The organism is Burkholderia sp. GbtcB21 (assembly GCF_019091065.1).
GTDB classification, from domain to species: Bacteria; Pseudomonadota; Gammaproteobacteria; order Burkholderiales; family Burkholderiaceae; genus Burkholderia; species Burkholderia pyrrocinia_C.
On record NZ_JAGXKA010000004.1, the window covers coordinates 140,094 to 154,205 of the forward strand.

Annotated in this window: 10 protein-coding genes; 9 read left to right on the forward strand and 1 reads right to left on the reverse strand. The window is 67.2% G+C overall.

Annotated features, from left to right (window positions below):
- Nucleotides 1-100: 100 nt before the first annotated feature.
- The 5 genes from KVT39_RS11500 (at nt 101) to KVT39_RS11520 (ending at nt 5,415) form a co-directional block, all read left to right on the forward strand.
- Nucleotides 101-1,609: a sugar ABC transporter ATP-binding protein gene (locus KVT39_RS11500; RefSeq protein ID WP_217589100.1), complete on the forward strand. Its 1,509-nt coding sequence runs from the start codon at nt 101-103 to the stop codon at nt 1,607-1,609.
- A 15-nt stretch (nt 1,610-1,624) separates the two neighbouring features.
- Nucleotides 1,625-2,683, forward strand: a complete 1,059-nt coding sequence (locus KVT39_RS11505) for an ABC transporter permease (protein WP_175748066.1) — start codon at nt 1,625-1,627, stop codon at nt 2,681-2,683.
- A gap of 264 nt (nt 2,684-2,947) precedes the next feature.
- A complete protein-coding gene (locus KVT39_RS11510) occupies nt 2,948-4,024 on the forward strand; it encodes a substrate-binding domain-containing protein (protein WP_034184614.1) in 1,077 nt (358 codons plus the stop codon).
- A 72-nt stretch (nt 4,025-4,096) separates the two neighbouring features.
- A complete protein-coding gene (locus KVT39_RS11515) occupies nt 4,097-4,627 on the forward strand; it encodes an OsmC family protein (RefSeq protein ID WP_034184613.1) in 531 nt (176 codons plus the stop codon).
- Nucleotides 4,628-4,830: 203 nt separating this feature from the next.
- Nucleotides 4,831-5,415, forward strand: a complete 585-nt coding sequence (locus KVT39_RS11520) for a DUF1016 N-terminal domain-containing protein (protein ID WP_217589101.1) — start codon at nt 4,831-4,833, stop codon at nt 5,413-5,415.
- 37 nt (nt 5,416-5,452) lie between these two features.
- Here KVT39_RS11520 and KVT39_RS11525 read toward each other — a convergent pair whose 3' ends face one another.
- On the reverse strand, nt 5,453-5,908 hold the full coding sequence (locus tag KVT39_RS11525) for a hypothetical protein (RefSeq protein WP_217589102.1): 456 nt from the start codon (nt 5,906-5,908) through the stop codon (nt 5,453-5,455).
- A 235-nt stretch (nt 5,909-6,143) separates the two neighbouring features.
- Between KVT39_RS11525 and KVT39_RS11530 the strand changes: the two genes are divergently transcribed.
- From KVT39_RS11530 to KVT39_RS11545, 4 genes are all read left to right on the forward strand, one after another.
- Nucleotides 6,144-6,323: a hypothetical protein gene (locus tag KVT39_RS11530; protein ID WP_105391452.1), complete on the forward strand. Its 180-nt coding sequence runs from the start codon at nt 6,144-6,146 to the stop codon at nt 6,321-6,323.
- Between the two features lie 499 nt (nt 6,324-6,822).
- Nucleotides 6,823-7,113 carry a hypothetical protein gene (locus KVT39_RS11535; protein ID WP_146120847.1) on the forward strand — a complete coding sequence of 97 codons (291 nt, stop codon included), beginning with the start codon at nt 6,823-6,825 and terminating at the stop codon, nt 7,111-7,113.
- A gap of 162 nt (nt 7,114-7,275) precedes the next feature.
- Complete coding sequence (locus KVT39_RS11540; protein WP_254640470.1) at nt 7,276-9,975, forward strand: sugar ABC transporter; 2,700 nt, start codon at nt 7,276-7,278, stop codon at nt 9,973-9,975.
- On the forward strand, nt 9,965-14,098 hold the full coding sequence (locus KVT39_RS11545; protein ID WP_217589103.1) for a tetratricopeptide repeat protein: 4,134 nt from the start codon (nt 9,965-9,967) through the stop codon (nt 14,096-14,098). The genes KVT39_RS11540 and KVT39_RS11545 overlap by 11 nt, the downstream gene beginning before the upstream one ends.
- Nucleotides 14,099-14,112 lie beyond the last annotated feature (14 nt).

Sequence of the window (14,112 nt, forward strand, 5' to 3'; positions counted from 1 at the left end):
CGCCGTTTGCGAGCGATGCTGAACGCGGCTTCGAATGCGAACGGCCGGCCGGACGGCGGCACGGCTTTCCGAAGCGGCACGGGCGTCGGCGGGCACGACCATGAGCGCAGGCGCCGCAAATCGACCGCGCCGATCACCGGCGCCGCCCGTCCTGAGCGCCGCCGGCATCGCGAAACGGTTCGACGCGACCGTCGCGCTGGCGGCGCTCGACCTGTCGATCGGCGCCGGTGAAGTCGTCGCGCTGATGGGCGCGAACGGCGCCGGCAAATCGACTTTCGTGAAGATCCTGAGCGGTGTGATCCGGCCCGACGGCGGCACGCTGACGCTGCGCGGCGCACCCTATCGGCCGGCTTCGCCGCACGCGGCGAAGCGGCTCGGGGTCGCCACCGTGCACCAGTCGGTCGCCGACGCCGTCGTGCCGACGCTGTCGATCGCCGACAACCTGCTGCTCGACCGGCTGTGCGATCCGGCCTCGCCGTGGCGTGTGCCGCCGGCCGCGCGGCGCGCCGCGGCGCGGCCGCTCGCCGAGCGCGTCGGGCTCGACGCCGATCTGTCGGCGCCGCTCGCGTCGCTGTCGCTGGCCGATCAGCAGCGCGTGACGCTGGCGCGCGCGCTCGCCGGGCAGCCCGGCCTGCTGATTCTCGACGAGCCGACCGCGAGCCTGTCCGCGCCGGAAGCGGAGCGGCTGTTCGGGCTGCTGGACGCGTTGCGCGACGACGGCGTCGCGATCCTGCTGGTATCGCACCGGCTCGGCGACTTGCGCCGCATCGCCGATCGTGTGGCGATCGTCCGCGACGGCCGGATCGTCGCCGATCTGGCCGCGCCGGTCGACCTCGATGCCGCGGTGGAAACGATGATCGGGCGGCCGTTGCCGAAAGCGCGCGCGGCTGACGCGGGCCGCGCCGCGCCGTCGCCCGAAGCGGGCCTCAGCCTGCGAAACCTCCGGCTGTTACCGACCAGCGCGCCGTTCGATCTCGACGTCCGGCGCGGCGAGATCGTCGCGATCGCAGGCCCGGTCGGCGGCGGCAAGTCGCGCCTTGCCAATGCGATCTTCGGCGCAGTGCGTGCGGCCGCCGGCGAGATGACGCTCGACGGCCGGCCATGGCGGCCGCGCTCGCCGGCCGATGCCATTCGCGCCGGCGTGTTCCTGGCCGGCGAGGACCGCTGGCGCACGTCGCTGTTTCCCGACAGCGTGCCGTTCGCGTCGATCGCCGGCACGATCAGCTTTCCGTTCCTGTCGCGCTGGTTTGCGGGCGGCGCGCTGCGGCCGGCCCGCGAACGCGCCGCCGCCGCGGCCGCGATTGCCGCCTTCGGCATCCGCTGCACGGGCCCGGACGACCGGCTCGTGCGCCTGTCCGGCGGCAACCAGCAGAAAGTCGTGCTCGCGCGCTGGCACGCGGAACGCGCGCGGCTGTTGCTGCTCGACGAACCGTTCCAGGGCATCGATGCCGGCGCGCGCGCCGATATCGTCGATACGCTGCGGCGCCACGCGCACGAGCGCGCGACGCTCGTGTTCGTCAGCGATTTCGAAGAAGCAGCCGAAATCGCCGATCGCATCGTGCGGTTCGATCGCGCCACGCTCGACCATCCGCTTTCGTCTTTCTCCTGAATGACTGCGCCTCCCATGAAACCCGTTTCCACTTCCGTCTTGCCCGATGCATTGCCTGGCGAACGGGCCGGCCGTCCCGCGCCGGCCCGCATTCGCACTGCGCTCGAACGCACGGGCATCCTGCTCGTGCTGGCCGTTCTCGTCGTCGTGTTCGCGTTCAGGGAGCCCGCGTTCCTGAACCTCGACAACCTGTTCAGCATCCTTCAGGCGGTGTCGATCGTCGCGCTGCTCGGCATCGGCGTGACGATCACGCTCGCGGCCGGCGGCTTCGACCTGTCGGTGGGCAGCGTGGCCGCGTCCGCGCAGATGGCCGCCAGCTACGTGCTGGTCGTCTGGCACGGCGGCACGCTCGCGGCGGTGGCCGCCTGCGTCGCGCTCGGCGTGGCCGCCGGGTTGTTCAACGGCCTGCTGATTACGCGGCTGCGCGTGCCCGACCAGCTCGCGACGCTCGGCACGCTGTTCCTGCTGGCGGGCCTGCAGTTGATCCCGACCGGCGGCCGGTCGCTCGCGACCGGTTCGGTGCTGCCCGACGGCACGGACGCGACGGGCGTGTTTCCCGCCGCGTTTCTCGCGCTCGGGCGCCTGCGCCTGTTCGACGTCGTGCCGTTGCCGGTGCTGCTGCTCGCGGCGGTGACGGTGCTGGCCTGCGTCGCGATGGAGGCGACGCGCTGGGGCCGCGTGATTTACGCGATCGGCGGCAACGAAACGGCCGCGCGGCTCGCCGGCGCGCCGGCCGCACGCTACCGGGTCGCCGCGTATGTCGTGTCGGGCGCGATCGCGTCGCTGGGCGGCGTGCTGATCGCCGCGCGGGTCGGACGCGGCGACGCGAGCGCCGGGCATTCGCTGCTGCTCGACGCGGTGGCCGCCGCGCTGGTGGGTTACGCCGTGTGGGGGGCCAAGCGGCCGAACGTGTTCGGCACGGTCGTGGGCGCGGTGTTCGTCGGCGTGCTGCTCAACGGGCTGACGATGCTGAACGCGCCTTACTACATGCAGGACTTCATCAAGGGCGTGTTGCTGGTGCTCGCGCTGGCGTTCACGTTCGGCATCGGTCGCCGTGCGGACGCGCGTGCGTGACTGGTTGGGGCGCGCGGCGCCTCGTCAAGCGGCGCGGCTGCGCCGTGTCGCGGCGACCGTAGTCAACCGCGGGCGCGGTTCCCAACCATCGATTCCTGCGACGGTTATCACGCGCGCGCTCGATTGCTTATTCCCGGATCGAAGCGTTGCCGCCGCAACCGATTTGACATCCGAAGGAATATCCATTGCCGAATCGCTCGGTTTGAGCGCGCATGTCGCGCTGATAGATTGTGCGGATATCGTTCCCACGGAGACAGGCAGACCATGCGATCGTCGCTTCGCCGCAAGCCGCGCATCGACCGGAAGGTCGGTGTGCTCACGCTGTTTTTCGCAGCTGCATTGGCTGCGTTCGCACCCGCGGCGCACGCCGGCCCGCTCAAGGGCGCGCCCGCACCGTTCGACAAGGGCGGCGTGAAGATCGCGCTCGTCAACTATCTGTCGACCGGCGACTTCTTCCAGGCCTACGAGGCCGGCGCGCAGAAGCAGGCGAAGGCGCTCGGCGTCGATTTGCGCATCTACGAGGGCCGGCAGGACGCGGCCGAACAGCGCGAGCAGATCCAGCAGGCGATCGGCATCGGCGTGTCCGCGATCATCGTCAACCACGGCTTGCCCGAATCGTTGAAGGACGTCGTCCAGCGCGCGCTGGACAAGGGGATCAAGGTCGTCGCATTCGACGTCGATCTCGGCAATCCGAAGGTGCCGCAGATCGAGCAAAGCGATCGCGACCTGGCCAACCTGCTGCTCGGGCAGGCGGTCAAGGACAACGGCGACGCATTCGCGGCCGGTTATGTGTATGTCGCCGGCTTTGCGCCGCTCGACCGGCGCGATGCCGCATGGCGCGACTTCAAGCGCGCGCATCCGAAGGTGCAGGAAAAGGCGCGCTGGGGCACCGTCGACAATCCGATCGCGCAATCGGTCGCGAATCAGGCGGCAGCGGCCTATCGCGCGAATCCCGACATTCGCGTCGTGTTCGCGCCTTACGACGAGTTCGCGCGCGGCGCGAAGCTCGCCGCGGACGAAGCGAAGCTGTCGTCGAAGATCCGCATCTACAGCGCGGATATCTCGACCGCCGACATCGAGGCCATCCGCGCGCCGAACAGCGCGTGGGTCGCGACGGCCGCGACCAATCCGGCGATCGTCGGCGCCGTGTCGGTGCGGGCCGCCGCGCTGCTCGTCGCCGGCCAGGACCCGGGAGCGCGCATCGTCGTCAAGCCGACGCTGATCACGCGCGACGATCTCGTGAAAAACGACATCCGGACCGTGGCCGAACTCGGCGCGAAGTTCCCCGCGTTCCGCGCGAGCGACGCGGCGACCGCCGCTTGGATTCCGAAGGCGGACTGAGCGCCGCCGACAGCGGGCGGCGGACGCCGCCCTGCGCGAAGTACAACCGACTGACGCACCGACGACCCGGCCATGACGACCCTGAACGACTATCTCGCCCAAAAACGCGACGCCTGGCGCGCGAAGCAGGAAGCGGCACGCAACGATCCCGATTTCAAGGCGACGCCGCTGAAGGCGACCGTGCGCGCGCTCGGCCGCAGCGGCGTGCGCGAGATCCGCATTCGCGACTTCCAGGTGATCAGCGACAGTCCGCCCGACTTCGCGGGCTACAACCTCGGGCCCGCGTCGCCGGAGCTGCAGCTCGGCGTGCTGGGCAGTTGCCTCACGCACATCACGCTGATCCAGGCCGCCGAGCGCGGCCTGAAGATCGATGCGATCGAGGTGGAGGTGACCGGCGACCAGCATCCGCTTGCGCAGCAGCCGGGTTTCGAGCATGTGCCCGTGTTCCCGCACAACCTTCGCTATACGCTCGACATCGTGTCGCCCGAGCCGCCCGACGCGATTCGCGCGCTGCATCAGGCGGTCGAAGCGGTCTGCCCGATCTTCAACCTGCTGAGGTTGCCGCAGACCATCGACGGCGAATTGCGGCACACTCGTGCATGACGCACCGGGGCGCACGCCAGGCGGACCTGCCGGCTCATGGTTCGATGGTTTTGTTGTTGCAACCGGCAATCCGGATAAGGGCGTCAGATTGCCTGATGAAGGGACGGTTGCGGTCACGCCGTGACGCAGCGCGATGTGGGGCTGGCCGCCTATGCGGACCTGCACCGTGAAATTGCCGAGCTAGTCGCGTCGACGCGCGCAGCGTGAATGCACTGACGACGGCGACCTACTGGGAGATTGGTCGACGGATCGTGGCGTTCGAGCAGGGTGGCGAGGGAAGGGCCGCTTATGGCAAGGCCGTGATCCGGCATCTGGGCGCCGATTTGCCGGAGTGCTTAGGGCGGGGTTTCGGGTGGTGGAATCTCGCGCAGATGCGGGCGTTTTACTTGACCTGGCCGGTCGATCGGATTGTGCAGACGCTGCCTGCAAAATCGACGACCGCCCAAATTGTCCCGACACCGTCTGCAAAATCGGCCAAGCCATCGAAAGCGACCGCGAACAGAACGTTAGAACCAAGCACCGTCGCTCGAGCGTTTCCATTAACCTGGTCGGCCTACGTACGTCTCCTCTCGGTGAAGACATCAGCCGCACGAGACTTTTATGAAACCGAGGCGCTGCGCGAGGGCTGGTCCGTGCGTCAGCTTGGTCGCTCGACCAGGCCCCCCCGACGAGGCCGAAATATCGCATTGCCTTCACGCGGCGGTACTACGAACGCCATCTGGGTTGACCAATATGTGGGATTTTGCTCGCTATTCCACGCATTACCTCATAAGAAATGTCAAATGTGACAGTCCAGTGGAATTTCTTGCGTAGCAAATGTTTCTTTCATCTGAAAATGTCCCCCTTTCTGAGTGAAAAGAATCGGGATTCCTGTGAAAGGTATATCGAATGGATTTGCGGGAATAATTTTGCTAATCTCGTCCGGCCTGCAAGGAAGGCATCACGATTCAATGTGAGGGGGATGGGGTGGATCAACCGCAGACGTGCGTGTAATTTCCCGGGGCTGCATTTTCTCCGAAATCGTTTGCGCAGGCATTCGGTTGAAAACTTAAAGAAATGGAGATTTTCAATCATGAGAATCCTGATCGATAACGAACTTGCGTTCCGAGATGTGGCGTGTCTGCCGGTGAGGTAGGCAATGCGGTTGGCGCGGCGGTCGGTAGCGCGGTGGGTGCCATTGCGGGGGAGGCCGTCGGTGAAGCAGTTGGTGATGCTGTCAGCGGCGATTCTGGCGATGGTGGGGACGGCGGCGATGGCGAAGGAGACGGCGGCGGTGATCAACCGCTAGCAGTCGTGGCGCGGGCTGGCGTTGGCAGAAGCCCGCGGTACTCATTCGTCGAACCACACCATGTCGAGGTTTCTGGCTGAACCGCAATCGCCTGCTGCGGCTCCATTTGCCGTCGCGATCGGATTCAACCACTTCGATGGATCAAGTGGCCTGCTGACTCTCCTTGCGGCTGGAGGTTTCGTCATTGACGCCACCTGAGAGAAGCCCAACCGACAAAATTTTTTGAACATGGACAAACACGCAATTCTCTCCGCCCTCGTCATCGGCGTGCTGGCATATCTCATCACGTCGGGCGTACGGCGTTTATCCGAAAGCGGCCGACTCGGGCAGTCGAAGTGGACGAGGCACACGCTGATCGTGGTTCTCATATTCATCACCGCGCTCGGCGTCAATGCGCTGATCGGCTAGTCGAGAACGCTTAGGTTCGACCAGGACTGCCGAACGCCACGATCCGATCATCTTCGGTTGGAATGATGGAGGCTAGCCCGTTGGATTTTTCTGACTTGACGAATGGCATGGAGGATGAAGTTCTGACTCGGTTGGCCGATAAAGTTTCGATGCCACGCAGCGCGAATCAATCAAAATGCTTTCGAAAATATTTCCATACCATATCAAAATATAAATTTATGTAAGGAGGTGATCTCTGCTTGCGGGTGTGATACGTTACGTGATTTTTTGCTCCGGCCGAGATTTTTGAGTAATTGATTGATTTTGGTTGAATTTAAAATAAATGATTCGGGTAAATATAAGAATTAAGAATGAAGGGCGAGAGGCATGCGGGGCCGTGCTCGTCGGCAGTCATGTCGGCTCTGTCAGGATCGGAAGGCCGCTGGGAATTTTATCCTCACCGGCGCTTGCATATCATTTGCCTATTCCGTATCAAGAGGATGTCCCGCCGCAAAATTCAATGCTCAAGAAGTCAGAGGGTCTTGAGTATCTGGTAGCAAAGCACGGCATGGGGGCACTTCAAGGTGCTCTGGTAATGGAGGGCGGAAAAGAGGCGGATTTCAGGGCCGCAATGCGTTTGCAGGCACGTCGTGCGACTGACGCGAACCAGAACATTCATTGCCATCGACGATTGATGAACGTGCGGATTCCTTCTTCCTTCCCGCTGCGCCTCCATGCGTTTTCCCCGTCAGACGGCGGCGGTCCGGCGCGCGCGCGGGCATGCCCCCCGACTTTCGGCTTCATTCGCTAGATCTCACGCATGCCGTGCCGGGCGACCCTCGCCGGCATTGCTGCACGTCCGGAACGACACGACTTGAATCACGATCCGAGAGGAGGCGCGACCGCCATCGTGCGCGCTGCCCGCAACGGCCTCGCCGCAGCCGCATGCATCGCGGTGCTCGCGCTTGCGTCGCTGCACGCACAGGCCGCCGACACGCGGGAACCTCGATCCGCACCAGCCATCCCGCGCGCAAACGTCGCGTTCTTCGACGGCGCGCAGCCGCCCGTCGGCTTGCTGCAAGCGTTCGACGCCGTCGTGCTCGATCCCGCCCGAGGCTTCGATCCGTCGACGCATCCGCTCGCGCATAGCGTCTGGTTCGCGCGCGTGCCGCATGCGGCGCCGGGCGCCGCGCTTGCGCCGGCCGCGTTCGTCGCGCAGCACATCGAACCGCTGTGGCGGCGCGGCTATCGCGGTTTCCTGCTCGACGCGCCGGATGCGATCGCGTCGATCGATGCGATTCGCGCGACGCATCCTGATGCGCGGCTGATCGTCGGCGGCGACGATGCGCTGCGCGCGGCGCAGCCGCATGCGAATGTGCTGTACGCGGTGCTCGGCCAGTCGCTCGTGCGCGGCTTCACGAACGGCGACGATCCGCGTTCGATCCGCGACGTCGCCGCCGCGGATCGAACCGCACGCGTCGACGCGGCGCAGGCGTTCATGCGTGAGACGCACGTGCCGGTGCTGTCGCTCGAAATCTGTCCGCGCACCGACCGCGCGTGTGCACGCACGACGGCCGCGCAGGTCGTCGCGACCGGCGTCACACCGTACGTGACGGGGGCGGGCCGCGACGTCGTCGGGATCGGCGCGCTCGAGGTACTGCCGCGCAAGGTGCTGATCGTGCAGAACCGCGACGCCGATACGCCGCTCGACGAAACGCTCGGCGTGCGCGATCTTGCGATGCCGCTCAACTATCTCGGCTACGACGTCGAATACGCGGATCTCAACGCGCCGCTGCCGGCCGACATCACGCCGGACCGCTACGCGGGCGTCGTCGCATGGATCGAAGGCGCGGAGCCGATCGATCCCGCAAAATGGCAGCGCTGGGTCGATGCGCGCATCGCGGACCACCTGCCGATCGCGTTCATGGGCCGGTTCGGTTTCGACGCCGCGCAGGAAGAGGGCGCCGCGCTCGATCTGCAGCCGGTGCCGGGTCCGCTCGCCGCGCCGGTGAGTGTCGTGACGCGCGATCCGATGATGGGCTTCGAGATTGATCCGAAACCGGACGCGCGCGATCTCGTCGGCATGCGCGTCGGCTCGCGCAGCCGCCCGCTGCTGCGGCTTTCCGCGGCGGGCGCGAACATCGACGCTGCCGCGATCACGCCGTGGGGCGGTTATACGCTGAGCCCGTACACGGTCGTCTCGCTGAACGGCATCGGACAGACGCGCTGGGCGATCCAGCCGATCTCGTTCGTGAACGCGGCGCTGCGTCTCGTGCAGATGCCGTCGCCGAGCGTCACGACCGAGAACGGCCGGCGCCTCGTCATGACGCACGTCGACGGCGACGGTTATGCGTCGCGCGTGGAATTCCCCGGCGCCGATTATTCCGGCGACGCGCTCTATCGACGGATATTCACGCGTTACAAGGTGCCGATGACGCTGTCGGTAATCGAAGGCGAAGTGGGGCCGAGCGGGCTTTATCCGAAGCTGTCGCCGCGCCTCGAAGCGCTCGCGCGGCAGATGTTCGCGCTGCCGTGGGTGCAGATCGGGTCGCACACGTACTCGCATCCGTTCCAGATGGCCGACCTCGACATGACGACGGGCGCGCGCGTCGATCACGCGAACAACGCCGAGCGCGGCAACGGCGGCGACACGGCGTTCTCGCTGAACATTCCGGGCTACACGTTCAATCTCGGCCGCGAGATCGCCGGGTCGATCGACTACATCGACTCGCGTCTCGCGCCGCCGGGCAAGCGTACCGAGGTGCTGCAATGGCCGGGCGACTGCGAGCCGCCCGCGATCGCCGTGCGCAAGGCGTACGCGGCCGGCGTGCAGAACATCAACGGCGGCGACACGATCATCCGCAAGTCGGTGAACAGCTGGACGCACATCGCGCCGATCGGCGTCGACAAGGGACCGGGCGCCTACCAGGTGTACGCGCCGAACCAGGACGAGAACATCTACACGAACAACTGGCTCGGCCCCTTCTACGGCTTCACGCAGGTGCTCGAAACCTATGACATGACCGAGCATCCGTTCCGCTTCAAGCCGATCGACATCTATTACCACATGTACAGCGGCACGAAGATCGCGTCGCTGCAGGCGCTCGACCGGATTTACTCGACGGTGCTGAAGCAGCCGGTGCTGCCGGTCTACATCACCGACTACACGCACAAGGTGCTCGACTGGCGCAGCTTCGCGGTTGCGCGCGAGGTGACTGCGAACGGGGCAGCCGGCGCGTGGGTGGTACGCGGCAACGGCGACGTGCGCGAGCTGCACTGGCCGCGCAACGACGCACCGAACCTGCGTGCATCGCCGGGCGTGACCGGCTATGCGCCGGGCCCCGACGGCACCTACATTCACGTCGCCGACGGCGCGGCGCGCGTCGTGTTGGGGAGCGGATCGCAAGTGCATGGCGCGGGCGGGCTGCCGTACATCGCGGAAGCGAACGGCTTCGTCCGGCATTTCCGCCGTACCGCCGACGGGATGTCGTTCGAGTTCGGCAGCTACTACCAGCCGTTCGTGAAGCTCGGCGACGCGCAGCACTGCCGCGTGAGCGTCGCGGGGCAGGCGGTCGCCGCGCAGCCCGACGGCGCGTATCTGCGCTTCGAGACCGCGGCGAAGGTCAGCCGGCCGATGAGCTATCGGCCAGTCGAGATCGCTTGTGGCCGATAACCGCCCGCGTATCGTTCCGCCATGGCTCGTGCTGGTGCTGGCGGGCGTCGTGCTGCTGACCTGTTACGCGGTCGCGCCGCGCGGCGGCCTGCGCGAGCGGATGGCCGCGGTCGGTGCGCCGAGCGATCTGAGCGCGGCGTATCTCGAAGCGTGGCTGAGGGTGCGGCCGCACGACGAAGAGCTTCTGGCGATGCTCGGCGCGCAGTACGTCTCGCTCGGTCGGCTCGCGGACGCGGGCCGTATCGTTCGGCGGATGGACGCGCTGCCTTCCCCGCAACCGCGGCAGACCGCGCTGAAGTTGCGGCTCGCGATCGCGCAGCAAAGCACGTTCGCGATGCGGCCCGACGATCCGCGCCGTGCCGCCGCGTTCGACGCGCTGCGCGAGCAGATCTCGGAAGCGGCCGCGCTCGATTGGTCGGCTCACGATCTCGAATGGCTCGCGCAATGCGCGGCAGCGGTCGATGCACCCGCGCTCGCGCTGCGTTTCTATACGCGCCTCGCGCAGCAGGACGCCGCGCATCGCGACGCATGGGACAGCTATGTGTCGCGCTACGCGCTGCAGGCCGGCGACTACAAACGGGCGGCCGACAGCTGGTTTCGCCGTCAGGCGAGCGCGACGACGCTCGACGCGCAGCGACGCTGCTTCATCGAAGGCATTCACGTATTGCAGGCCGGCAATCTGACCGCCGACGCGATCGCGGTTGCGGGGCGGCAAAACGACGCCCTCATCGACGATCAGCCGACGCTCGTCGCGCTGCTCGATCTCGCGCGCGCGGCGCAGCGGCCGGACCTTGTCGAGCGGTATGCGAAGGCGTTGGCGCGGCGGGCGGGGATCGGCGGTATTGCTGATCGGAGGGAAGACGCGGGGCGCGTGGTCGCCGTGCCGGTGGTGCGCGCGCCGCGCTCGACGTCGCAGGCATATGCATATCGCGATGGTCCGGTGCCGCATAACCGCACACATCGCGACGGCGTCGCGCCGCAATCCCGGGCACACCTCGACGGCCCGACACCACTCGTCAACGCAACGGAAGCGCACACCGCGTTCGCCACGGCAAAGCTGCAGCGACGAGCACGCATCGTGAAGGTCTCGCTGCAAAAGACCGGCCACGTGATGCGCCTCGCCGCCGCGACGCAGGCGCCGAAGCCCGCGCAACCGGTGCAACTCGCATCGTCGCCGACCGCCGGCAGTCCCGACGTCGCCGATCTCCTCTACCAGTCGTTCCTCGAGTCCGCCGACCCGGCCAGCGCGCAGAAGGTCGCGCTCGCGCAGCTCGCGAAGGACCCGCATTCGGCGCTGTGGCAGAAGCGTCTCGCGCAGGTCGCCGAATGGAACGGATCGTCGCAGCTCGCACTGAAATCGTGGCTCGACTACGCGCGACAAACCAACGACCCCGTCGGCTGGCGGAACGTGCTGCGCATCGCACCGATGCTCGACGACGACAACGCGTACCTCGTCGCGCTGCTGCATGCGGCGCGCGCGACGCCGGGCGATCTCAAGCTCGTCGATTCCGTTACCGCAACGTATGAGCGCCTCGGCCGGCCCGACGACGCGATCGCGTTCCTCGAAAGCCTGCCGCCCGGCCGCGCGGCGAACGCGCTCGACGAGCGCACCGGTGCGCTCGCGGAACGCGCGGGCCACGAAGACAAGGCGCTCGCGATCTATCGTCGCCTGCAGCAGCGCGACCCGCACAATCCGCGTTATGCGCTGCACACGGCGAACGCGCTGTACCGCGACGGCGCCTACGCAGGCGCGCTCGACGCGATGACGGGGCCGAGCCGCTACGCGCGGGACGGCGACGTGGAGTTCTGGCGCAACTACGGCGAGCTCGCGCGGCTGCTGCAACGCGACGATGCGGCGCACGACGCATACCGTCATCTGCTCGCGAGCGGAGAGGCCACGCCCGACGATCTCGGCGACATGGCGTACTTCTACGACGCCTACCCGATCGACGCGGGCCGCATCTCGGAGCTGCGCTACCGGCGCGACCACACAGTGCGCGCGTTGCAGCAGGCGATCTACTACTACACTGGCGCCGGTGCGATGGGGCGCATCGACGCGCTGCTCGCGAGCCTGACGCCGGAAGAGCGTGCGGCCGCCGAAGCGTTGCCGGGTTTTCTCGGCGTGCGCGCCGAATACGAGCGGCAGACGGGCCGTCCGCTCGACGCGCTGCGCGATCTGCAACGTGCGGTCGATCTGCCGGGCGCGTCGGCGGATCTCGATGCAGCGCTGCTGTGGACGCTCGTCGATTACGGCACCGGCGCCGAGCTGCGCGCGGCACTCGTCCGCTGGCGCGATACGGCGTCGCTGAGCGCGCCGCTGTGGGGGCCGTATGCCGCGGCCGAACTGCGCCTGAACCGTCCAGTCGATGCGCTCGAATATCTACGCCGCCAGGCCACGCTGATGTCGCGCGATCCGCTGTGGCTGCTCACGTATGCCGATGCGCAGGAAATGGCGGGGCGTCCCGATCTCGCGTGGTCGATCCGGCGCAAGGTGTGGCTGCAGATCCGCGAAGACCGTACGTTGCACGAACAGCGAACCTCGGCGGGGCAGCGCGCATCGGTCGCGCAGGCAACGCAGGCGACTCAAACCGCGCAGGCCTTGCAACGCGGCGTCCGCACACGAGCGTCGCGGGATGCCGAAACGCGCCTGCAACTGCGCAGCCGCCGCGTCGCGCTGGCCGTCGATTATTCGGACCCTGACACTGCGGCCACGTTGCTCGACGAACTGCTGAAAGACGACTCGACGCGCGCCGACATCGCGAGCGAACGCCGCACGCTACTCGGCGCGGCGCGCGGTCTTTCGCCGCTCGTATCGGCGGCGCCGGGCAGCGCGAAAGCGACGGAGGAGGCCCTCGGCAACGATCGCCGCTTGCGCGCCGCGGTCGCGCAGGAAGTCGCGATTGCGTGGGCGCTGTCGCACGAGGCGAATCCGCTCGCGAAGCGCTGGCTCGCGCTGCAGGCAGCGAACCGTCTCGCGCAGCCGGCGTCCGCACAATTGACCGTCGCGCTCGCCGACAACGACGTCGGAACGATGGAGCGTCTGCTCGCGCAGGGTTCGCATCTGCCGCGCTACGACCGCATCGATGCGACCGTAGCCGTCGATCGTCCCGCGCAGGCCGAGGCGCTCGCGTTCGAGGGTCTCGGCGGCGCGCCCGACGACACGGAAATGCATCGGCGTCTCGTCGAAACCGCGCTCGCGTGGCCGCAGTCGCTCGACGCGACCGTGACCAGCTACGTCGAACATCCGCTCGACTACATCGAGCAGACGATCGCGGGCAGCCGGAAGATCGCCGGGCATTACATGGTCGGCATCACGGGCACGCAGGACTTCCAGCGGTCGACGGATGCGTCGCAACTGGTCAACGTGCCGTCGGTGGACCGTTCGGTGGTCGTGTTTGCAAAGCGGCAGACGCGCGATTCCGCGTTCACGGTGAACGCGGGCCGCCGCGAAGCGCTCGACAGCTTCTACACGTTCGGGCTCGGCGCGGAGTTCGGCCGCAATGGGCCGCTGCAGTTCGGCGCGCGCGCGGGCCGCAACCAGGTCGCCGACGAACTGCCGACGTTGCGCATCGGCGGGATGAAGGACAACCTGATCGTCAACGGTAACTGGCAGGCGAGCGCGCGCGTGACGGTGTCGGGCAGCGTCGAGACGGACCGCTTCTACAGCCAGGCGCGCACCTATCTCGGCAGCGGCGTGCTGTCGACCGCGCAGGTGAGCTACCGTATCCGCACGGCGTACCCGGACTACACGATCCGCGTTGTCGGCACGCACGGCCGCTACGGTGCGAGCGATCGCGCGGACTCGCCGATCTCGTCGCTGCTGCCCGCCGCGAGCCACCCGGCCTTCGCGGGCAACTTCGTGCCGGCGACCTACACGCAATACGGTCTGTTCGCGGGCTTCGGCAACGATCTGCGCGAGCAGTACACGCACCGGTGGCGGCCGTTTGTCGACATCGGCATCGTGCACGATTCGATTCAGGGCTGGGGGCCGGACCTCAACGCCGGCGTCGCGGGCTCGGTGTTCGGCGGCGATCACGCGGCGCTGTTCATCGAGCACCAGCGCGTGTCGCGCATCGGTACCCCAGTGACGGTGCTCTGTGCGCGCTACAGTTGGTTCTATTGATTCCTGTTTCCATC

Coding starts and splice junctions, on each gene's coding strand:
- KVT39_RS11510 (WP_034184614.1), top strand. CDS start 2,948: ATGCGATCGTCGCTTCGCCGCAAGCCGCGCATCGACCGGAAGGTCGGT.
- KVT39_RS11515 (WP_034184613.1), top strand. CDS start 4,097: ATGACGACCCTGAACGACTATCTCGCCCAAAAACGCGACGCCTGGCGC.
- KVT39_RS11535 (WP_146120847.1), top strand. CDS start 6,823: ATGCTCAAGAAGTCAGAGGGTCTTGAGTATCTGGTAGCAAAGCACGGC.
- KVT39_RS11530 (WP_105391452.1), top strand. CDS start 6,144: ATGGACAAACACGCAATTCTCTCCGCCCTCGTCATCGGCGTGCTGGCA.
- KVT39_RS11505 (WP_175748066.1), top strand. CDS start 1,625: ATGAAACCCGTTTCCACTTCCGTCTTGCCCGATGCATTGCCTGGCGAA.
- KVT39_RS11500 (WP_217589100.1), top strand. CDS start 101: ATGAGCGCAGGCGCCGCAAATCGACCGCGCCGATCACCGGCGCCGCCC.